We start from the raw sequence: 19527 nt of genomic DNA, 5'->3' as shown, positions 1-19527 counted from the left end.
TCGAGGGCTTGGCCACAGGCGTTGCGGTAGCAGGGACGTCCGCTGGCGACAATGCGACTCCGTTCATTGGTCGGCCTTCGAAGGTGAAACAACCGGAGACGCGAGGGCAACCGATGGAGGTGCCGTTGAATGATCGATGCCAGCCTGCGGGTCCCAACCGCCACCCAGCGACTTGTAGAGGTTGACCACGGTGAGCGTGGCGTTGGTCGCGCTGTCATTGAGACTGGTTTGGCTGGCAAGCACATTGAGCTGCGCCGTCAGTACGCTCAGATAGTCCGTAGCGCCTTGCTGATAGCCGCGTTCGGCAGACTGCAGTGCTTGCTTGTTCTGTTCGTACGAATCCAGCAATTCAGCGTGCCGGCGTTGTTGGGCCGCCCAGGCATCCAGGGCATTGTCCACTTCATGCCAGGCTCGCAATACCGTTTGCCGATAAGCCAGCGCGGCGGTTTTTTGCCGTGATTCGTTCAGGGCCAGGCGTTGCGTCAACCGCCCTCCCTGGAAGATCGGGAGGTAAACCGTCGGGCCGACGGAAAAGAAGCGCGAGTCCCAACTCGCGAGATCGCCGCTTTCAAAAGCTTCCACGCCGACTTTTCCTTTCAAGCCGATACGCGGGTAGAAATCAGCCTTGGCCACACCGATGGCGGCTGTCGCGGCATGCAGCTGGGCTTCGGCGCGCAGGATGTCGGGTCGCCGGTGAGCCAGTTCAGAAGAGACGCCGACCGGTACGTGAGTCGGCAGCGAAGGCAAGGGCATGGCTTGACGCAGTTGCGCATCGAGTGCGCGCGGCTGTTCTCCCATTAACAACGCCAGGGCATTCATCAGGGCGTTGCGGCGCTGGGTCAGTTCGGGAACCAAGGCTTTGATAGTCGCCAATTGCGCGCGAGCGGACGAGGTTTCGAAGCGCGTCGCGACGCCGTTACGCTCGCGGCTTTCGGCCAGGCCGAGGGTGCGTTCGGCAATCCTCAGATTTTGCTGCGCGATGTCCAGTTGTGCCTGCGTTCCGCGCAACTGCAAATAGGTGCGCGCCACTTCGGCGGACAAAGCCACCCGTGCCGCTTCGCGGTCATACACCGTGGCTTCCAGGGTCGCTGCAGCACCTTCGCGCGTGCGCTGGGTACGGCCCCACAGATCGAGCTCCCAACTGGCATCGAATCCAAGCTGCCAGAAATTATCGGGGGCAGTAGGCGCTCCCAGGGCGGCGAACTTGCCATGTTCGCTGAGCCCCTCACGCGTGTAGCTGGCATTGGCCGCCACGCTGGGCAGCAACTGCGAGGAGGCGATGCCCAGTTGCGCCCGGCTTTGTTCAATGCGTTCGGAGGCTATGAGCAGATCAAGGTTGTCAGCCTGCGCACGTGATTGCAGCTCGGCGAGCACGGCGTCGTTGAACAACAACCACCACTGGGAGGGCACTGCGGCGTCGGAAGTCAGGGCGGCGCTTGGGTAGTCCTGTCTGGGCGCTAGCACCGTTTGGTGAAGACCGTTTTCAGGCTTCACGAAGTCGGGGCCGACCATGCAGCCGGCCAGCGAAACTGCCCCTAGGGTTGCGATTGCGCACTGCCGTAATTGTGAAAGCAGCCGTTGAGAAGTCATTGCAGCGTCCTGTCGAGGAAGGGAGCGCCCCAGGCCGATATCGTTGAACGGATGATGTCGGCCGAGTAGGGCGTCACCGAGCACGCAGCTGGCCGCGTGTGCGGGCGGTGCTGTCAGTGCACCGGAGTAAAAATGGGCTTGCTCTTGTCCTTCAACAGGACGACCAGAAACTTGGCGGGTTTGGTGAGGCTGGCGTTGCGCCCGACCGTGTGGACGTCGTCCGGGCCTTCGTAGAAGGTCTGGCCCGGTGTCAGCGTGACGGATTCGCCGCCGCGCACGCCCATCACAATCGAACCCTCCAGCACATAGATGAATCCGTGTGCATTGTGCCGATGCACGGGATCGCCTCCACCCGGTGGAAACTCCACCGTGATCATCACCGCCTCCTTATCGGGATAGTCCGCCAGTGCTTTGGTCATCAGCGGTGTTACCTGCGCCGGTGGCAATGCCTCCTGCGCGCCGGCGGTGCCGGTGGCCAACAGGAGTCCTATGGCGAAGGTTCTGAAAATGGACATGGCGTGTTCCTCGTTGTCGATTAGTAGATGGCGCGGCACCCTGGCGGGGCTGCGCCTGTGTGCCGATGCCTGATCAGGACAGGCCGGACTTGTCTACGCCGAATGCCTTGTCGTACGAGCCGGGCACGACCTGGAAGCCCACGTTGATGCGATTCCAGGCATTGATCGACATGATCAGGAAGGTCAGGTCCGATAGCTCTTTCTCGGACAGTTGTATACGAACACGCTCATAGAGCTCATCAGGCACGCCATGGGCGGGAATCTGGGTGAGGATTTCGGTCCATGCCAAGGCCGCGCGTTCGCGTGGGCTGAACAGCGTTGACTCACGCCAGATGGCGACATGGTGGATCCTGAGCGGCCGCTCGCCATGGATCGTGGCTTCCTTCACGTGCATGTCCACGCAGAAGGCGCAGCCGTTGAGTTGCGATGCCCTGATATCCACGAGATCGCGCAGCGACTCCTCGATGGCGCATTGCTTGAAGGCAAGGCTGAACTCGACGAACTTCTTGAACAGCTCGGGGGATTGCTTCTGGTAATCGATGCGCTGGGTCATGGTGAATCCTCTGTGTGAGAAATACGTAGGTGGAGATTCGATAGCGTCCTGCCTGGCTGACTGGCGCGGTCTTTAAGCCGATGTGCGGCTGAGCCAGTTCAGGAAGCGTGTCGGACCGATGTGCGCGTCGTCGCCCGCGACCAGGGATCGATCATTCAACTCATCGCCGAAGTAGCGCGCATGCACGTCGGCGATGACCTGCCGTTTGTCGTGGTGCGCGGCAAGAAACTTGCGCGCCAGTTCGTCGAGAGGGAAACGATCCGGTCCGCCCACTTCGACGATGCCATTGACCGGTGCCCCGACCGCAAGATCGGCCAGCACCGCCGAGACGTCATCCGATGCGATGGGCTGGATAAGGGCAGGCGAGAGGCGAATCGTGTCGCCGTCGGCACCCGAATTGACAATGCCTTCGATGAACTCGAAGAACTGCGTCGAACGCAGGATGGTGTAGGGGATCTTCGACGCCTTGATCAGCTCTTCCTGGGCGACTTTTGCCCGGAAGTAACCGCTTTGCGGAAGACGATCGGGGCCTACGACAGAGAGCGCGACATGGTGCTCCACCCCAGCGGCCGCTTCGGCTGCAAGCAGGTTTCGACCGGACGTTTGAAAGAACTCCATGACGGCCCGGTCTTCAAATGAGGGAGAGTTCGCCACATCGACGACGACCTGAGCACCGGCAAGCGCTTCGGCCAGCCCCTCGCCGGTGAGGGTGTTCACGCCCGTACGTGGCGAGGCCGCCACCGTCTCGTGTCCATAGAGACGTAGCCTGCTGACAATGTTCGACCCGATCAGTCCGCTACCGCCAATAACGACAATTTTCATGTCCCGCTCCTCGGTTGGGTGTCGATCAAATTCGTTGCAGTGATCGATGTAGGGAGCATGCTCGCCAGCCGGGCGCGATACTTTGTCGGAGCCTTGGGTTTCCATTGAATTTGGCTTGGCTATTTGTCCAGGAACCCGTGTTATAAATCACGTCGCCCGGCCGCCAATCGTCGGCCGGTAACCACGGGCATGTGCCCGGCGCGTGAGTACGGGACAGGAGCCCTGAATGCTATTGGTGTTTGATGACTGCGTGCTCGACCTGGACCGGCGAGAACTCCTTCGGGCCTCCCAGGTCGTTGCCACTGCGCCCCAGGTTTTCGACCTGCTGGTTTACCTGGCGCAGAACCGCGAGCACGTCGTCAGCCGGGACGACCTGATCAATGCGATATGGACCGGCCGAATCGTCTCCGAGTCGACCCTGGCCAGCCACATCAATGCGGTGCGCAAGGCAGTCGGTGACAACGGTCAGCAGCAGCGTGTGATTCGAACGGTGGCCCGCAAGGGATTCCGGTTCGTCGCCGACGTCACGTCGCTGGATTGCGTTGGCCTTCCAGGTACCGAATCCGCCCCCTCGGTTCAAGCCTCTGCATCCGAGCCGGCGCTGCCGGCCAAACCGTCCATCGCCGTCTTGCCGTTCGTGAACTTGAGCGGGGACGAAGAGCAGGACTACCTGGCCGACGGCGTGGTAGGGGACATCATCGCGGCGCTGTCGCAGTATCGCTGGCTGTTTGTCGTCGCGCGCAACTCGAGCTTTACCTACAAAACCCGTACGGTGGACGTGAAACAAGTCGGTCGCGAACTGGGCGTTCGCTATGTGCTGGAGGGCAGTTGGCGCAAAGCCAACAATCGCGTGCGCATCACGGCCCAGCTGATCGATGCGACAACCGGGGCTCACCATTGGGCAGGCCGTTTCGAAGGTGTGCTGGGGGACATTTTCGAACTGCAGGACCAGATCACCGAAAGCGTGGTCGGCGCAATCGCACCACAGCTTGAGCGGGCAGAGATCGAGCGTGCGAGGCACACGCCCACCGAAAGCCTCGACGCCTACGATTACTATCTGCGCGCAATGGCCAAGCTTCATCATGGCACCCGGGAGGCCATCGACCAGGCGCTGCCGCTCTTCCATAGGGCCATAGAGTTCGACCCGGATTTTGCATCGGCCTATGCGATGGCGGCCTGGTGTCATAGTTGGCGCAAAGCCAATCGCTGGATGACTGATCACCCACGGGAGGTCGCGGAGGGTATCCGACTCGCTCGCCGGGCAGTGGAGTTGGACAAGGGCGATGCGGTCGCTCTCACCCGAAGCGGTCATACGCTTGGCTATCTTGCCGGCGACCTGCGGGGCGGTATTGCTTTGCTGGACAAGGCACTCGTGCTCAATCCGAACCTCGCCGCCGCGTGGTTCCTCGGCGCGTTCCTCAGGCTCTGGCACGGCGAAACCGATGCAGCCATCGAGTACTTTACGCACGCCATGCGGTTCAGCCCCCTGGACCCGGAGCTGTACAGAATGCAAGCCGGAATGGCGGTCGCGAATCTCTTCGTGGGGCGCTTTGATACGGCGTCGTCATGGGCAGAGAAAGCACTTCGGGATTTGCCCGATTTTCTGTTGGCTGTCGCCATCCTTGCCGCGAGCCATGCGCTTGCCGGACGGATGGCCGAAGCGCAGCGTGCGATGGACCATTTGCGCAAGCTCGATCCTACGTTATGCCTCAGCACTATCTCTGATTGGCTACCGATCCACCGGCCGGAGAATCTCGCCACGCTGGTGGACGGTCTACGCAAAGCGGGACTGCCGGAATAAGGGGCACCGCCTGTTCACTGCGTGGGGAGAGGCGTCTGGAGCAGCCAGAATCGACATATCCAAACGCCCAGCCCCAAGCAGCGTTGGCTAACGCCCCAGCGCCGCTTCGATCGCTGCGATGTCGATCTTGCTCATCCCCATCATGGTGTCGAACGCGCGCTTGGCCGCCGCTCGATCAGGAACAACTCTTTACGGGTCTGCTTGCGTTTTCCGGCGTACTCGGCATCGGCGAAAGTCATTTGCTTCATCGGAAAACTTGGCGGGTGGAGTCGGGGGTATTTTCATTACGCACTCAACAACGGTGCCTGATCATAATTCTTGGCATAGGCATTCTCCACCCCCGGCAAAATCTCGACGATGGTGAAATACCGATCCCAGAACGGCGTCTCCCGCAGATCCTCCACCAGCAGTTCATACGCATGATGACTGTCGGTTTCCCACAACCACAGATCGGTGACCCGCGCCGAATAGAACTCGATGTCGAAAAACCGCATCGAGACCTGCGCCGCATGCTTTTGCAAAATCGGCTCCATCTGCGTGCGCATCAGCTCAAAGCGATGCTCGACTGAAAACCCCAGCCATTCCTGGGTGGTCTTGACCAACATGAAAACACTCAGTGATGTCGTAGCCATGATAATGATTCCTGGTAGTTGAAGAGTGGGGAAAGCCAATCCAGAATACGAGTCATAACTCATATTTAAAACTCGCATCCCGATCATGACCAAACACCGCGAAATACCGCCCTTAAACCCCCGCAAACTCCCGACCCAGCGCCGTTCGGCCAACACCGTCGACACCATTCTCGAAGCCGCTGCTCGCATTCTCGAAACCGACGGCCTCGCCGCCTGCTCCACCAACGCCGTGGCGCAGCGCGCCGGCGTAAGCATCGGCTCGCTGTACCAGTACTTCCCCAACCGCGACGCCCTGACCGTCGCCTTGATCGAACGCGAAACCACTCAGTTGCTCGATGACGTCCAGCACGTCCATCAACACGACGACGCCCTCGCACGCATCCGCGCACTGGTCCAGGCCTCCGTCGCCCACCAGCTACGGCGCCCGGAACTGGCTAGAATCATCGACTTCGAAGAGCGCCGCTTACCGCTGCAAGAGCGCCATGAGCGCGTGGCCAACGTCATTCTTACCGAACTGATAGCGGCGCTGACCCTTCCGTCAGCCCCGTGGGTCTGCGCCGATGTACTGCAGACCGCGCAAGACCTGCTGGCGATGGCCCACGGCATGATCGATGCGGCGGGGGAGCGGGGGGAGACGGATGCGGTGAGTTTGGAAGGACGGGTGATGCGAGCGTTGCTGGGGTTTTTGTGCGGGTAGTGGGCTGTCTGGACCGGTTCTTGGCGGCCAGGAGACAAGACCGGATTGGCGTAAGGGTGGTGATCGATTGTGCTCGGCGAACCTCTGATTGGAACGGTGGGCGAGAGGTAGCGCTATCGGAACTCTCTGGAAGCTCGGCGGGGGAAGTCCGGAAATTTTGCCAAAACCAAGAAGTCTTTTTCAGAATTTCCCTAGGGCCTGGCCACAAGGTTTTAGAACATGCGTAAGCGATGGGCTTGAAACGGTAAGCAGGCTACAGCTTCCGTTTCCCAGAAGCTGACAGTTCAGTTGGAAGCGTTGTTCCGCTGCTGAAGCTCAAGTTGCTTGGCAGCACTGGCTTCGAGGTTTGCACGCTCTTCATCCAGATATCGATAAATGCTTTGGAAGCTGGCGATTTTCTGTTTGATTTCTGCCATCTTTTTTCAATTAGCTTAGCGCCGTCAGCACAATCGATCAGCTTGTTCCGCTGCGCATCCAGAATCTCGCCTATTTCCCCCAGGGAAAACCCCATGCTTTGCGCGCGCTGGATAAAGTCCAGATCCTGCAGAGTTTGCGCTGTGTAAACGCGATAGTTGTTAGTTTGCCGCAGCGATGAGATCAGGCCGATTTGCTCGTAGTAACGCAGCGTATGGCGGCTGGCGCCGCTGCGGGTTTCGAGTTCACCGATTTTCATGAAAACACCTCTTGACTGTAGAGTTGGGTCGATAGTTTACGCTTGATTTCTCACCTTAAACAAGGAACAGGGAAATGAGCGTGGAGTGCTTTGTCACGGGGGGTACCGGCTTCATCGGTCAACATTTGGTGGCGTACCTGAGTGCAAAAGGTCACACCATTCGGGTGTTGATGCGTCGCCCGGAGCGACTAGCTGCACTGCGGGAGCAAGTCGATAATTTGGGAGGGTGCGCAACCCGGGTATTTGCCGTAGCTGGCGATCTGGAGCGGGACAACCTCGGGCTGAGTCTTGCTGACCGAGAAGTGCTAAGGCGTGCCAGAGTCATATTCCACCTGGGCGCCCACTTCGCATGGGGGCTTTCAGTGGAGCATTCTCGTGCGGTGAATGTGGAAGGGGCAAAGCGCGTGGCGCTGTTGGCGGCTGAGCAAAAAAGCCGGTTAGTGATGATCGGCGGCTACATGCTGAAAAATCATGAACATCTGCAGCGCATCGGAATTGATCCTCGTTATCCGGAGCTGACGAATTGGCCTGCCGTCTACCGACATGTCGGTGGTTACGAGGGGAGCAAGCTGGAGGCGCATTTTGCGACCCTGGAGGTCATGTCCGCCAAGGGCGGGGAGATGACCGTTGTCCACCCCTCGACGGTTTGTGGCCACAGCCGCACGGGGCATATCCTTGAAGGTCAGCCGCTGGTGGAGCTGATACGCAACCTTGTGCAGGGAAAGCTGACTGCAGTGCCCGGTACCGCCGAGCACTGGCTGCCACTGGTCACCGTGGATTACCTGGTTGAGCTGGTGGCGGTTTGTGCTTTTGATCCTGCCATGGTGGGCCAGGAACTGCTGGCGCTGGATGACCAAACTCCCAACTTGCGAGAACTCCTGGTACAGGTGGCACAACCTTTGGGCTTAAAGTCTCCCAAGCATTACATTCCACTCCGTTTGCTGAAGTTGCTACTGAGTATTCCTCCCGTGGCGCGGTTTTTGAATACAAAACCCGAAGCCTTGGACTTTATCCAGACCACTCGTTTTGATACAGCAGCGGTCGAGCAATTTGCCAACAGACATGGAATAGCCAAACCGGATATACGTCAGTCTTTGCAGCACACTGCAACGTTCGTCAACTCATATTGCATAGCCAAAGGCGAGGCTCTCTGACTTCGCCCTTGGGGGCGACAAAATCGTTAGCCCCTTATGTCACAATAAATAGTGGGGTTGGGGGATCTTCGTATCCTCAACCTTTGCGCCGTCGATGTAGGGCGGCATTCTATCGAACGACAATTCAGCGACAGGGATCGTCATCAATGCAATCTACTTTCAGCAAAGGCATCATATTTGCCCTCTCCGCCGCGGCACTGAACGCAACGATCGGTGTACTCAGCAAAGTACTCATGAGTAATGGCTTCACCGCCAGCAGTGTCGCTGTCATCAAGACCGTACTGGGTTGCATGCTTCTCTCGATCTTGCTGCTTTTCCTCAAGCGTCCGGCGTCGACGACCAAATGGACTCAGGCGGCTATCTGCGCATTCCTTGGCATCTTTGTGCTGTTCCACTTCGAAACGTCCGCCTATCGGCACTACGCTGCGGCAGGTGTGGTGGTTGTGCTGATGGCCAGTGCCTCAATTTCCTCGATCATTCTGGGGCGCATTTTCCTCAAGGATGCCATCACCGCGAACGCGACCGTGGGCGCCGCACTGGCTATCGCTGGGATCGCGGTGATCTTCGGCGCCGACCTGCAGCAGGGCTTTACCCTGCAAGGTGCCGCGCTAGCTTCCATGGCCGGCTGCGGCTACGGGGCCTTTTCGGTTGCCATGAAGCGGATGGGTGTGTCGGGGGGGCTGCACTTCACCCGGCAATTGTTGTTCTTTGGCAGCCTGTACCTGCTGATGCCGGCTGCGGCCGATGGTTTCGCGATCGGCGAGCTGTCGCCGCTGGCGATCGCCGCACTGCTGGCGCTGGCCGCGCTGCCGACAATCCTGGGCTTCTTCTGCACCACCAAGGCCATCGAGTATCTCAAGCCATCCCAAGTGCAGGCGCTGGAGCTGACCGAGCCGTTGTTCGCCGCGCTGCTGGCGTTTGTGGTGCTCAATGAAGTACCGCGCGAAAGCCTGTACGCAGGGGCAGTACTGATCATCGTCGGCCTGTGTTTTTCCAATGAGCTGATCCGCTTGGGCAGCAAAGCATCCGTCCCTTCGACCGAGTGAGCTATTTTCGGATCCTGATTGCTTTAGCAATCAGTGGCTTTTAAGTGTTTTGAGCGACTGACCGCTTCTGGCCTCATCCACAGCGGATCAGCGTCGTCCGGTCCGGGTGCTCACATCTACCCACACGGCCAACACCAGAATGCTGCCCTTGACGATCATCTGCCAATAACTGTCGACGTCGAGCATGGACATGCCGTTGTCCAGGCTGGTGATGACCAGCGCGCCGAGGAGGGCGCCGTAGACAGTGCCGGAGCCGCCGCGCATGGAGGTGCCACCGATGAAGCAGGCGGCGATGGCGTCGAGTTCGCCCATGCTGCCGGCCGAGGGCGAACCGGCAGCCAGGCGCGCGGTGTTGACCACCCCGGCGAGGGCGCACATCACGCCCATGATCCCGAAAATCCAGAGCTTCACGGCCTGTACATTGATACCGGACAGGCGCGTCGCTTCCATGTTGCTGCCCACGGAATAGACGCGTCGGCCGAAGACGGTCTGACTGGTCACGTAGCTGAACCCGCCCAGCAGGATCAGCAGAAGCAGGACCGGCACGGGAATGCCGTCATAGCTGTTGAGGGTCTGGACGAAGCCGGCCAGTACCGCGCCGATCAACAGCACGCGTGCTACGTCGCGCACCAGTGAATGTGCCGCCAGGCCGTGAAGGGCGCGATTGCGCCGTTGTTTCCAGGTCAGGAACAACGTCAGTGCGAACAGCAGAACGCCCAGGCCCGTGCCGATCGTGTGTGGCAAATAACCCTGGCCAATGTAGACGAGCTCCGGCGACACCGGGGCGATGGTCGTGCCGCCGGTAATCCCCAGCAAAATGCCCCGGAAAGCCAGCATGCCCCCCAGCCCCACGATGAAAGACGGAATGCGCAGGTAGGCGGCCATGTAGCCGTTGGCGAGGCCGATCAGCAGTCCGCACAGGACGACAAGGCTCAGGTTCGCCAGCAGCGGTATGTGGTAAATAACGTCGAGAATGGCCGCGACGCCACCGAGCAGGCCCAGCAATGAGCCGACCGACAAATCGATCTCGCCGCTGATGATGACCAGCACCATGCCGCAGGCGAGAATCCCGGTAATGGACATCTGGCGTAGCAGATTGGAGAGGTTGCGCGGTGTCAGGAATCCGCCCTCGGTCTGCCAGCTGAAGAACAGCCAGATAAACGCCACGGCAAACACCAGCGCGAGCATCTTGTAGCGGGTGAAGAGTTGTTTGACCTGATTCATTTACGCGGATTTCCGATCTTTATTGTTATGGCTGTCAGGCTGACTGAGTGCGGCGGCGAGCACCTGTTCCTGAGTGAGTTCATGGTTGATGAAGTCGCCCTGCAACCGGCCTTCGCCGATCACCAGTACGCGGTCTGAAACGCCGAGCACTTCGGCCAGCTCCGAAGACACCATGATGATCGACACGCCTTCGGCCGCCAGCGCCCCCATCAGCTTGTAGATCTCGTACTTGGCGCCGACATCGACACCTCGGGTGGGCTCATCGAGAATCAGGACCCGGGGTTTGGTCAGCAGCATCTTCGCCAATACGGCTTTTTGTTGATTGCCGCCGGATAGACTGGTGATCGGCAGGAACGGGCTCGCGGTCTTGAGGTGCAGGCGCGAAATTTCTCGATCGATGCTGCCCAGTTCGGCTTCGGCATCGATGCGGGTCAGTTTCGAGTAACTGTCCAGCACGGCCAGGGTGATGTTCTGGCCGACTCCCAAGTCTGGAATGATGCCCTGGCGCTTGCGGTCCTCGGGCACCAGGCACAGGCCGGCACGGATTGACTTGAGCGGCGTGCGGGTGTCGATGAGTTGGCCATCCAGCCAGACTTCGCCTTCGTGACGACCGGGGTAGGCGCCGAACAGCGCGGTCACCAGTTCGGTGCGGCCTGCACCGACCAGCCCGGCGATGCCGAGGATTTCCCCGCGTTTGAGGGTGAACGAAATATCGTCGACCCGTTTGCGTCTGGGGTTGTCGACGTCGTAGCAGGTGATGTGGCGGGCTTCGAAAATCACCTCGCCAATGTCGTGTGGCTCGGTGGGGTAGAGGTTGCTCATTTCCCGTCCGACCATCTGGGTGATGATCTGTGGAATATCCATGTCCGCCATGGCGGTCGTGGCGATGTGTTTGCCGTCCCGGATTACCGAAATGGTGTCGCACACGGCGGCCACTTCATCGAGCTTGTGGGAGATGTAGACACAGGCAACACCCTTGGCCTTGAGGTCGCGGATGATGTCCAGCAACACCTCGATTTCCGAACGGGTCAGGGCCGATGAAGGCTCGTCGAGGATCAGCAGGCGTGCCTGCTTGTTCAGTGCCTTAGCGATTTCCACCAGTTGCTGATAGCCGCCGCCGTATTGCGAAACCGGCAGCGATACGTTCATGTCCGGCACTTTCAGTTCACGCATCAGGGCTTCGGCGCGGTGGATCATCGCCGGGTAATTCATCCGCCCACCAGGCAGCGTCAGTTCATGGCCCATGAAAATGTTCTCGGCCACCGACAGGTCGGGAACCAGCGTCAGTTCCTGGTGAATGATGACGATACCGGCGGCTTCCGTTTCGCTGATCGATTGCGCCTTGAGCGGTTGACCGTCCCAGAGGATCTCACCATCCCAGGTGCCATGGGGGTACACCGCGGAAAGGATCTTCATCAGCGTGGACTTGCCGGCGCCATTCTCGCCGCACAGCCCGACGCACTCACCTGGCTTGACCTTGATGTCGATGCCATTGAGCGCTTTGACACCGCCGAAGGTTTTGACGATACCGTTCATTTGCAGCAGATAGTCGGACATGGCAGAGACTCATAAGCGGCAGGTACGAGGCTGGTCCCGCAGGAGCGAGCTCCTGCAGGGGGGCATTACGGGGTGATGATCACTTTCCGGCAATCTGCGCCTTGGTGTAGAACCCGTCCTGTTCCAGCAGGTCGATGTTGTCCTTGGTCAACGGAGTCGGAGTGAGCAGGATGGTGTCGACTTTTTTGCTGCCGTTGTCGTACTGCGAGCTGTAGGCGGGTTTCTCATTACGCGCCAGTTGCACCGAGAGCTTGGCGGCTTCGGAGGCGATGAGTTTTAGCGGCTTGTACACGGTCATGGTTTGAGTGCCGGCGATCACTCGCTTGACCGCTGCAAGGTCCGCATCCTGCCCCGAAATCGGCACCTTGCCGGCCAGTTGCTGAGCGGCCAGGGCCTGGATGGCGCCGCCTGCCGTGGCGTCGTTGGAGGCGACGATGCCGTCGATTTTGTTGGCGTTGCGGGTCAAGGCGTTTTCAACAATGCTCAGCGCTTCGGTAGGGTTCCATTCCTTCACCCATTGTTGGCCGACGATCTTGATATCACCCTTGTCGATGGCCGGTTGCAGCACTTTCATCTGCCCTTCGCGCAGGACTTTTGCGTTGTTGTCGGTGGGCGCTCCACCGAGCAGGAAGTAATTGCCCTTGGGCGCTGCGTGCAGCACGCCGCTGGCCTGCATCTCGCCGACCTTTTCGTTATCGAAGGAAATGTAGGCGTCGATATCCGCGTTGAGTATCAGACGGTCATAGGACACGACCTTGATTCCGGCTTTCTTCGCTTCGGCCACTGCGTTGGTCAGGACCGTGGCGTTGAACGGCACGATGACGATGACATCGACGCCACGGGAAATGAGGTTTTCGATTTGCGAAATCTGCTTTTGCTCGTTGGCATCGGCCGACTGCACGAAGACCTTGGCGTCCATTTTCTCCGCCGCCGCAACGAAGTAATCGCGGTCACGTGACCAGCGTTCCAGCCGCAGATCATCAATGGAGAAACCGATTTTCGGGTGGGCGGCATCGGCCATCACCGGCAGCGACAGCAGAGCCAGGGCGCTGGCCAATAGCGCGCGTTTTACTTTCTTCATGGTGGTGCGTCCTTTTATTTTTGTTTGAAAGACACGGCCTGACGATGAGTATCGGGCTGGTAGAACTGTAGAGAATCTGCAGACGCAGCGGACACAGATTTGTCGTGCGAATGTCACAGCGTTGTTGCGCCCGCAGACCCGTTGGCGATCAGCGATAGATAAACCGGTTGACGAGGTTTTCGAGCATTTCCTGCCTGCCGCTGACGGCCTGCGGATTCAGCTCGTTGGCGAATGCGTGTTCGGCCAATGACTGGAGGTTGAACTCACCCGCCAGCACCGCCTGCCCGAACGGCTGCTGCCAGCCGGCGTAGCGTTGATCCTTGAGCAGCTGGAGCTGGTCGCTCTGCACCATGGCGGCTGCCCGCTCCAAGGACAGGGCTAAGACGTCCATTGCGCCGACGTGACCATGGAACAGATCGATCTCATCGAGGCTCTGGCGGCGAACCTTGGAGTCGAAGTTGAACCCGCCATTCTTGAACCCGCCGGCCTTGAGAATTTCGTAGGTGACCAGGGTCATTTCTTCGACGCTGTTGGGGAATTGATCGGTGTCCCAGCCGTTTTGCGGATCACCGCGGTTGGCGTCGATGCTGCCGAAAATCCCCAGCGAGACGGCCGTCGCAACCTCGTGATGAAAGCTATGACCGGCCAGGGTCGCGTGGTTGGCCTCGATGTTGACCTTGATTTCCTTTTCCAGGCCGAACTGCTGGAGAAAGCCAAACACGGTGGCGCTGTCGTAATCGTATTGGTGCTTGGTCGGCTCCTGCGGCTTGGGTTCGATCAGCAGGTCGCCTTTGAAACCGATCTTGTGCTTGTGCTCGACCACCATGCGCATGAAGCGGCCCAGTTGTTCGCGTTCGCGTTTCAAGTCGGTGTTGAGCAGGGTTTCGTAGCCTTCGCGACCGCCCCACAACACGTAGTTGGACCCTTTCAGGCGTTGGGTCGCGTTCATGGCGCTGAATACCTGGGCAGCAGCGCAGGCGAACACTTCGGGGTCAGGGTTGCTGGCGGCGCCTGCGGCAAAGCGCGGGTTGCTGAAGCAGTTGGCGGTTCCCCACAGCAGCTTGATCCCGCTTTCTTCCTGGTGTCGCTCCAGGTGATCAATCATTTGCGCGAAGTGGTTGCGGTACTCCTTCAGCGAATTGCCTTCCGGGGCGACATCGGTGTCGTGGAAGCAGTAATAGTCGATACCCAGTTTGGAGAAGAACTCGAACGCGGCTGCCGCCTTGCCAATGGCCAGCTCCATCGGGTCGCCGGCGTGTTGCCACGGGCGCTTGAAAGTACCTGCACCGAACACATCCGAACCCGGCCAGACGAAGGTGTGCCAATAACAGGCGGCCATGCGCAGGTGTTCGCGCATGGGTTTGCCGAGGATGATTTTGTCGGCGTCGTAGTGACGGAAGGCGAGGGGAGAATCACTGGCAGGGCCTTCGTAGCGGATCCGGTCGACATCGGGGAAGTACGGCATTGGCAATGTCCTTGTTGTTCTTGGGCGTGTCTCGATACTAACAACGGCCCCGTGCCTGCTGATTATGAAAATCACCAACAGCGGGTGCGATTTTGCGTATTGAGATTCGCTGTCTGCACGCCTAGTCTGTGCAAACCGCCTCCGTGACAAGGGGCTCGGAACAAGCATAAAAACAATGAAAACCGTACCGCCTGTTCACCGCATCGCACTGTTGTTCAACGGGAGCAAGATCTATGACCGCGGCATCATCAGCGGCATCGGCAACTACCTGAGCAGCACCCGCGCGTCCTGGGACCTGTTCCTGGAAGAGGATTTTCTCTGCCGGTTGAAAGGGATCGAGCGCTGGCAAGGTGACGGAATCATTGCCGACTTCGACGATCCGCTGATTGGCGAGGCGCTGGCCGATATCAAGTTGCCCGTGGTGGCGGTGGGTGGTTCTTATCAGGACGAGCGGGCCTATCCGAAAGGGATCCCGTACGTCGCTACCGACAATAACGCACTGATCACACTGGCTTACACGCACTTGATCGAGGCAGGGCTGCAGCGTTTTGCCTGCTTCAGCCTGCCCGAAGCGCAGGCAAATCGTTGGGCTCAGGAGCGGGAAAAATCCTTTCGACGACTGATGCAACGTGACGGCTTGCACGCCGAGGTCTATCGCGGCATGGGTACCAGCGCACCGCTCTGGGACAGCGCCGTCGAACAACTGATCGCCTGGCTCCAGAGCCTGCCCAAGCCCATTGGCATCATCGCCGTCAGTGACGCCCGCGCCCGGCAGTTGCTGCAAGCCTGCCTGACCGCCGGAATCGCCGTACCGGAGCAGGTGGCGTTGATCGGCATCGACAACGACCCCCTGACACGCAGCCTGACCCGGGTCCCCCTGAGCTCGGTCATCCAGGGCACCGAAACCATGGGCCGCACCGCCGCGCAACTGCTGCACCAGATGCTGCACGGCAAGCCGTCCACGGGCACGCACATCCTGATCCCGCCTGATGCGATCAACGTGCAGGTGTCGAGTTTGCACCAACCTTTGGGCAACCCCTACGTCATGCAAGCGCTGCTGTTTATCCGCCAATATGCCTGCCAGGGCATCAAGACGGCGCAGGTAGCGGCTTATGTTGGCGTGTCGCGCTCATCGCTGGAGTCGCACTTTCGCACTGTGCGAGGCTGCAGCGTGCACGACGAGATTCTGCGCTTCAAATTGGCGGCCGCCACCAGCGGGCTGGAAAATACCGACACAGCGATTGCGGACGTTGCCCGTAATTGCGGTTTCAAATCCGCTCAATATCTACACACGGTGTTCCGTCGCGAGTTTGGATGTACGCCCCGTGAATACCAGCAGGGCACGAGATAGTGATGCGGGGTGTAATTGGTCGATTGTTGTGTGGTGCGAAGGGATGGTTTCGACTGTGGATTCAACTGGTCGATGCAACACGACTAAATTCTGTGTAAGCAGAAGGAGCGTGGCAAATGAGGAAAAAACCAAAGTACTTTCCGGATATTGTCAGAGCATTAGTTTTGGTCGTCATTGGCTGTTTCGTGGCAGTGAAAGGCGGAAATTGGCTTTTTGAATGGTGGGGTATACGAATTTCGCCGGGGCTTTACTTTTGCATGGCTTATCTATTCATAGCCTTCGTAGTGTGGATAGCGACAGCAAAGCTGCTTAATGAACTGCGGGCTGAATCGATGGGGCAACAAGAGCGACTAGCATCTGTCGGTGATATGCCGGTTCGCGCCCCAAATGAAGGGAAGGCTGTTTACCGATATCCCTTCCATGTTGTATTTCTGGCAGTTGCCGTTTCTGTGATTTTCATAATCGTTCCAGCCATTTCAGATAATCCTGCGAAACCGATTTCGTCGGTCGGGTACCTGATGTGCTTTGGTTTTGCCACGATTGTAATCATATACGCCGCCTATCTTTTCAAGTTTTCAGTTCGCGTTGATGAGACACGTGTGGAGATTTACGGATTCACGAAAAAAACCTTCCTGTTGAGGGATGTTTTAGACGTTCAGTTACGCCGAGATAAAGGTAGCCCACGCGTGGTGGTAAAGCTTACGAATGGGGGGGTGTTTTCTTTTTCAGGGATGCTGAGAAACTTTTCCAGTTTGACAAAAACATTGCAAACGAAAATCAGATAGGACGGAATTGTACCGTCTCGGCTCTCTCCTGGTGGCTACTCTTGCGACGGTGTTCGCAGGATGATGTGGGAAGTCCTATTTCGGAATAGGGGACGGCATTGGGGTGAAACAGGTGTAAACCTATTTCATGACTAGACAACTTCAGTGTTCAGCTCCCCCGAGGTCCGGTGCGCAGTCCCGCCATGTCTTGCCACACCAATACTTGAGCGTCACAACCGTTGCCAGCACCGATGCCGACGGTAGGAATGGCAACGGCGGCGGTGATATGTGCAGAGACGCAAAGGCTTTTTGGAAAGCCCGATTACCTGCTCCACGTCGTCTCTCGGGATCTGCCGTCTTTCCAGCAGCTTTATGATGAACGCCTCTCCACGCTGCCTAACGTCCAGCGCCTGGCAAAGACCCGCTTCGTCACGGCTTTCAACTGGCTTGATCGGTCGCATAATGTTGCTAGGGCTTTTTGCGCTTCTACAGTTAGCATTAGGCTTTATCTACGCAGTAACCGAGTGGGTCGAACATTGATCGAACGACGCCAATTCAGCGGAGGCATGAAGGGAAAAAATCTCCGCTATCTGAATGAAAACCCTGATGAGCCTGCTCGTATGACCCGGGCAGGCTTTGTGCTGCTCGAGCATTTTTCGCTGCCCGCGTTCACCCAGGCACTGGACACCATTGTCACCGCGAATCTTCTACGACCCAGGTTGTTCTCTTCGCGAACGTTCGGTTTGAACGACGGCGAGGTCATCAGCGATTTGGGGCTGGTCATCCGGCCGGATGCACGTCTGGATGCTTCAGCCATTCACGACCTGGATCTGCTGGTGATTTGTGGCGGCTACAGGACAGAGCTCAAGGCTGATGACGAGTTCATCAGCCTGTTGCGTATGGCGGCGAACCAGGGTGTCTGCCTGGCCGGGTTGTGGAATGGCGCATGGTTTCTGGGCAGCGCAGGTTTGCTCGATGGGTATCGTTGCGCCATTCACCCCGAACATCGCCCCGCACTCGCGGAAATCTCCAAGGCGACGCAAGTCACCAGTGAACCCTACGTCATTGATCGCGACCGCCTCACCGCGTCCAGCCCCTCGGGGGCATTTCATATGGCGCTGGACTGGATCAAGGGCCTGCACGATAAAGCCCTCGTCGAGGGGATCGAGGACATTCTGGCGTTCGAGGAGTCTCGCTATCGGCGCATCAAACCGGCCGAAAATATCTGTGTGAGCGCGCCCTTGCGCGAGGTGGTCAAGCTCATGGACGCCAACCTCGAAGAGCCTCTGGAACTGGAGCAACTGGCGGCCTATGCCGGCCGTTCCCGGCGGCAACTGGAACGCTTGTTCAAGGAGCAACTCGGTACAACGCCGCAGCGGTATTACATGGAACTGCGGATCACCGAAGCACGGCGACTGCTCCAGCACACCGAACTGTCCCAGGTCGACGTGTTGGTGGCCTGTGGCTTCGTGTCGCCCAGTCATTTCAGCAAGTGTTATAGCTCGTACTTCGGGTACAGACCTTCCAAGGAAAAGCGGCTCGTTAAATAAAGGCTTTCCTTCACCTCTGCGCACCTGACTTCCGGCCCGATTGCTGCCCCGTCCCGCAGGGCAGCCATCGATCGGCTTTTGACGCTATTTGTAATGCTGCTCAAACATCGCTACCTGATCCGGCGTGATCAGCTGAAAGGGTACCCAGACATCCGCTTCGACCGGATCGCCCTTGATCATCTTGATGGCCGCTTGTACCGCGCTGGTCGCCTGGGCCTTGGGGTCTTGAAAGACGGAGGCGACCAACATCCCGCGCTTGATCGCCGCCAGGCCGTCGGGCAGGCCATCGATGCCGACAATCGCAATCTCGCCCTTGGCTTTGCCGGCTTGCTGCAGTGCCATGGCCGCGCCGATGGCCATCTCGTCGTTGTTGGCGACGATGGCATCGAAGCCAGTGCCAGCCAGCAGCCAATTGCTGGTCAAGTCCATCCCTTTGTTGCGCTGCCACTCGGCACTTTGCTGTTCGATGATTTTGATCCCGGGGTAGTCCTTGAGCACCTGTTTGACCCCTTCGGTGCGGTCGTGCGTGGAGTTCTGTGCCAGGTCGCCCATGATGATCGCGATGTTGCCTTTGCCCCCCAGCTTGTCGGCCAGGTAGCGCATTTGCAGTTGCCCGGCCTCGATGTCATTGGACGCCACCGTGACCACGCCTTTGGGCAGCACGCGTTCGTCCGGGTGGCGGTTGACGTAGACCAGAGGAATCTTCGCCTCGACGGCTGCGCGGGTCATGTTGGCGGTGGCGGCGGTATCCACGGGCAGGACGATGACGGCATCCACCTTTTGACCGAGAAAGCCCTGAATCTGATTGAGCTGGCGAACCACATCGCCCTGGGCGTCCTCGAACTGGATCTGGACGTTCTCCTTCCTGGCAGCATTTTCCAGGCCGCTGCGCACATAGGTCATGAAGTTGTCGTCAACCCTGGCAATGCTGACGCCGATGCGATAGCTGGCGGCGGCCCATTGGCTGGCGAGTAATAACAGCGTGGCAAATAGAAGTGTGCAGCGACGCATGATGGTTTTCCTTTTGTTGTTATGAGTCGAAATTCATCAAG

The 19527-nt window shown here is 58.8% G+C and carries 17 protein-coding genes and 4 pseudogenes; 8 read left to right on the top strand and 13 right to left on the bottom strand.

All coding sequences use genetic code 11. The features are described 5' to 3' along the window. Positions 1 to 63: 63 nt before the first annotated feature. The 4 genes from LOY28_RS18250 to LOY28_RS18235 form a co-directional block, all read right to left on the bottom strand. Positions 64 to 1590 (bottom strand): efflux transporter outer membrane subunit, encoded by a 1527-nt coding sequence (locus tag LOY28_RS18250; RefSeq protein WP_258612314.1) that lies wholly within the window; start codon positions 1588 to 1590, stop codon positions 64 to 66. 113 nt (positions 1591 to 1703) lie between these two features. Continuing rightward, positions 1704 to 2105 (bottom strand): cupin domain-containing protein, encoded by a 402-nt coding sequence (locus tag LOY28_RS18245; protein WP_258612313.1) that lies wholly within the window; start codon positions 2103 to 2105, stop codon positions 1704 to 1706. 73 nt (positions 2106 to 2178) lie between these two features. Further along, complete coding sequence (locus tag LOY28_RS18240; protein ID WP_018930043.1) at positions 2179 to 2658, bottom strand: carboxymuconolactone decarboxylase family protein; 480 nt, start codon at positions 2656 to 2658, stop codon at positions 2179 to 2181. Between the two features lie 72 nt (positions 2659 to 2730). Then, entirely contained in the window at positions 2731 to 3480 is a 750-nt protein-coding gene (locus tag LOY28_RS18235; protein ID WP_026286720.1) for an SDR family oxidoreductase, read from the bottom strand. A gap of 226 nt (positions 3481 to 3706) precedes the next feature. Here LOY28_RS18235 and LOY28_RS18230 point away from each other — a divergent pair, with 226 nt between their 5' ends. Next, a complete protein-coding gene (locus tag LOY28_RS18230; protein WP_258612312.1) occupies positions 3707 to 5281 on the top strand; it encodes a winged helix-turn-helix domain-containing protein in 1575 nt (524 codons plus the stop codon). A gap of 87 nt (positions 5282 to 5368) precedes the next feature. Here LOY28_RS18230 and LOY28_RS18225 read toward each other — a convergent pair. Together LOY28_RS18225 and LOY28_RS18220 are read right to left on the bottom strand one after the other, a co-directional pair. After that, positions 5369 to 5461: pseudogene (locus LOY28_RS18225) on the bottom strand (VOC family protein); the annotation flags it as partial. A gap of 104 nt (positions 5462 to 5565) precedes the next feature. Further along, positions 5566 to 5913: a darcynin family protein gene (locus LOY28_RS18220; protein ID WP_026286721.1), complete on the bottom strand. Its 348-nt coding sequence runs from the start codon at positions 5911 to 5913 to the stop codon at positions 5566 to 5568. Positions 5914 to 5998: 85 nt separating this feature from the next. Here LOY28_RS18220 and LOY28_RS18215 point away from each other — a divergent pair, with 85 nt between their 5' ends. Further along, the gene (locus LOY28_RS18215; protein WP_064618570.1) at positions 5999 to 6610 is read left to right on the top strand and encodes a TetR/AcrR family transcriptional regulator; all 612 of its coding nucleotides are present in this window, start codon (positions 5999 to 6001) and stop codon (positions 6608 to 6610) included. A gap of 284 nt (positions 6611 to 6894) precedes the next feature. Here LOY28_RS18215 and LOY28_RS18210 read toward each other — a convergent pair. Then, positions 6895 to 7283: pseudogene (locus LOY28_RS18210) on the bottom strand (MerR family transcriptional regulator). 74 nt (positions 7284 to 7357) lie between these two features. Here LOY28_RS18210 and LOY28_RS18205 point away from each other — a divergent pair. Both LOY28_RS18205 and LOY28_RS18200 read left to right on the top strand, forming a co-directional pair. After that, positions 7358 to 8437 (top strand): SDR family oxidoreductase, encoded by a 1080-nt coding sequence (locus tag LOY28_RS18205; RefSeq protein WP_018930050.1) that lies wholly within the window; start codon positions 7358 to 7360, stop codon positions 8435 to 8437. A 146-nt stretch (positions 8438 to 8583) separates the two neighbouring features. Next, positions 8584 to 9483: a DMT family transporter gene (locus LOY28_RS18200; RefSeq protein WP_018930051.1), complete on the top strand. Its 900-nt coding sequence runs from the start codon at positions 8584 to 8586 to the stop codon at positions 9481 to 9483. An 87-nt stretch (positions 9484 to 9570) separates the two neighbouring features. On the opposite strand, the gene LOY28_RS18195 is transcribed toward LOY28_RS18200, so the two are convergent. The 4 genes from LOY28_RS18195 to xylA all read right to left on the bottom strand — a co-directional run bounded on the left by LOY28_RS18195 (position 9571) and on the right by xylA (position 14810). Further along, complete coding sequence (locus tag LOY28_RS18195; protein ID WP_018930052.1) at positions 9571 to 10707, bottom strand: sugar ABC transporter permease; 1137 nt, start codon at positions 10705 to 10707, stop codon at positions 9571 to 9573. Beyond that, positions 10708 to 12264 carry a D-xylose ABC transporter ATP-binding protein gene (gene xylG, locus LOY28_RS18190; RefSeq protein WP_258612311.1) on the bottom strand — a complete coding sequence of 519 codons (1557 nt, stop codon included), beginning with the start codon at positions 12262 to 12264 and terminating at the stop codon, positions 10708 to 10710. A gap of 79 nt (positions 12265 to 12343) precedes the next feature. Next, complete coding sequence (xylF, locus tag LOY28_RS18185; protein WP_018930054.1) at positions 12344 to 13345, bottom strand: D-xylose ABC transporter substrate-binding protein; 1002 nt, start codon at positions 13343 to 13345, stop codon at positions 12344 to 12346. 148 nt (positions 13346 to 13493) lie between these two features. Continuing rightward, positions 13494 to 14810: a xylose isomerase gene (xylA, locus tag LOY28_RS18180; protein ID WP_258612310.1), complete on the bottom strand. Its 1317-nt coding sequence runs from the start codon at positions 14808 to 14810 to the stop codon at positions 13494 to 13496. A 175-nt stretch (positions 14811 to 14985) separates the two neighbouring features. Here xylA and LOY28_RS18175 point away from each other — a divergent pair, with 175 nt between their 5' ends. Together LOY28_RS18175 and LOY28_RS18170 are read left to right on the top strand one after the other, a co-directional pair. Continuing rightward, complete coding sequence (locus LOY28_RS18175; protein ID WP_258612309.1) at positions 14986 to 16161, top strand: XylR family transcriptional regulator; 1176 nt, start codon at positions 14986 to 14988, stop codon at positions 16159 to 16161. 116 nt (positions 16162 to 16277) lie between these two features. Further along, on the top strand, positions 16278 to 16946 hold the full coding sequence (locus LOY28_RS18170) for a hypothetical protein (RefSeq protein WP_258612308.1): 669 nt from the start codon (positions 16278 to 16280) through the stop codon (positions 16944 to 16946). Positions 16947 to 17109: 163 nt separating this feature from the next. On the opposite strand, the pseudogene LOY28_RS18165 reads toward LOY28_RS18170, so the two are convergent. Next, a pseudogene (locus tag LOY28_RS18165) lies at positions 17110 to 17223 on the bottom strand (3-methyl-2-oxobutanoate hydroxymethyltransferase); the annotation flags it as partial. Between LOY28_RS18165 and LOY28_RS18160 the strand changes: the two are divergent. Continuing rightward, positions 17177 to 17290 (top strand): annotated as a pseudogene (locus LOY28_RS18160) (hypothetical protein); the annotation flags it as partial. The pseudogenes LOY28_RS18165 and LOY28_RS18160 sit on opposite strands and share 47 nt — an antisense overlap. A 201-nt stretch (positions 17291 to 17491) precedes the next feature. Beyond that, a complete protein-coding gene (locus tag LOY28_RS18155; RefSeq protein WP_026331794.1) occupies positions 17492 to 18475 on the top strand; it encodes a GlxA family transcriptional regulator in 984 nt (327 codons plus the stop codon). Between the two features lie 84 nt (positions 18476 to 18559). On the opposite strand, the gene LOY28_RS18150 is transcribed toward LOY28_RS18155, so the two are convergent. Continuing rightward, positions 18560 to 19486 (bottom strand): sugar ABC transporter substrate-binding protein, encoded by a 927-nt coding sequence (locus LOY28_RS18150; protein WP_258612307.1) that lies wholly within the window; start codon positions 19484 to 19486, stop codon positions 18560 to 18562. Positions 19487 to 19527 lie beyond the last annotated feature (41 nt).

The sequence above is a fragment of the Pseudomonas sp. B21-017 genome, assembly GCF_024749245.1.
Lineage (GTDB): Bacteria > Pseudomonadota > Gammaproteobacteria > Pseudomonadales > Pseudomonadaceae > Aquipseudomonas.
This window is presented reverse-complemented; position numbering and strand designations above follow the sequence as displayed.

Excerpts from the sequence above, each read along its gene's own strand:
- LOY28_RS18150 (WP_258612307.1), bottom strand. The coding sequence starts at position 19,486 with ATGCGTCGCTGCACACTTCTATTTGCCACGCTGTTATTACTCGCCAGC.
- LOY28_RS18240 (WP_018930043.1), bottom strand. The coding sequence starts at position 2,658 with ATGACCCAGCGCATCGATTACCAGAAGCAATCCCCCGAGCTGTTCAAG.
- LOY28_RS18230 (WP_258612312.1), top strand. The coding sequence starts at position 3,707 with ATGCTATTGGTGTTTGATGACTGCGTGCTCGACCTGGACCGGCGAGAA.
- LOY28_RS18170 (WP_258612308.1), top strand. The coding sequence starts at position 16,278 with ATGAGGAAAAAACCAAAGTACTTTCCGGATATTGTCAGAGCATTAGTT.
- LOY28_RS18250 (WP_258612314.1), bottom strand. The coding sequence starts at position 1,590 with ATGACTTCTCAACGGCTGCTTTCACAATTACGGCAGTGCGCAATCGCA.
- xylA (WP_258612310.1), bottom strand. The coding sequence starts at position 14,810 with ATGCCGTACTTCCCCGATGTCGACCGGATCCGCTACGAAGGCCCTGCC.
- LOY28_RS18205 (WP_018930050.1), top strand. The coding sequence starts at position 7,358 with ATGAGCGTGGAGTGCTTTGTCACGGGGGGTACCGGCTTCATCGGTCAA.
- xylF (WP_018930054.1), bottom strand. The coding sequence starts at position 13,345 with ATGAAGAAAGTAAAACGCGCGCTATTGGCCAGCGCCCTGGCTCTGCTG.
- LOY28_RS18215 (WP_064618570.1), top strand. The coding sequence starts at position 5,999 with ATGACCAAACACCGCGAAATACCGCCCTTAAACCCCCGCAAACTCCCG.
- LOY28_RS18200 (WP_018930051.1), top strand. The coding sequence starts at position 8,584 with ATGCAATCTACTTTCAGCAAAGGCATCATATTTGCCCTCTCCGCCGCG.
- LOY28_RS18220 (WP_026286721.1), bottom strand. The coding sequence starts at position 5,913 with ATGGCTACGACATCACTGAGTGTTTTCATGTTGGTCAAGACCACCCAG.
- xylG (WP_258612311.1), bottom strand. The coding sequence starts at position 12,264 with ATGTCCGACTATCTGCTGCAAATGAACGGTATCGTCAAAACCTTCGGC.
- LOY28_RS18245 (WP_258612313.1), bottom strand. The coding sequence starts at position 2,105 with ATGTCCATTTTCAGAACCTTCGCCATAGGACTCCTGTTGGCCACCGGC.
- LOY28_RS18195 (WP_018930052.1), bottom strand. The coding sequence starts at position 10,707 with ATGAATCAGGTCAAACAACTCTTCACCCGCTACAAGATGCTCGCGCTG.
- LOY28_RS18175 (WP_258612309.1), top strand. The coding sequence starts at position 14,986 with ATGAAAACCGTACCGCCTGTTCACCGCATCGCACTGTTGTTCAACGGG.
- LOY28_RS18155 (WP_026331794.1), top strand. The coding sequence starts at position 17,492 with ATGAAGGGAAAAAATCTCCGCTATCTGAATGAAAACCCTGATGAGCCT.
- LOY28_RS18235 (WP_026286720.1), bottom strand. The coding sequence starts at position 3,480 with ATGAAAATTGTCGTTATTGGCGGTAGCGGACTGATCGGGTCGAACATT.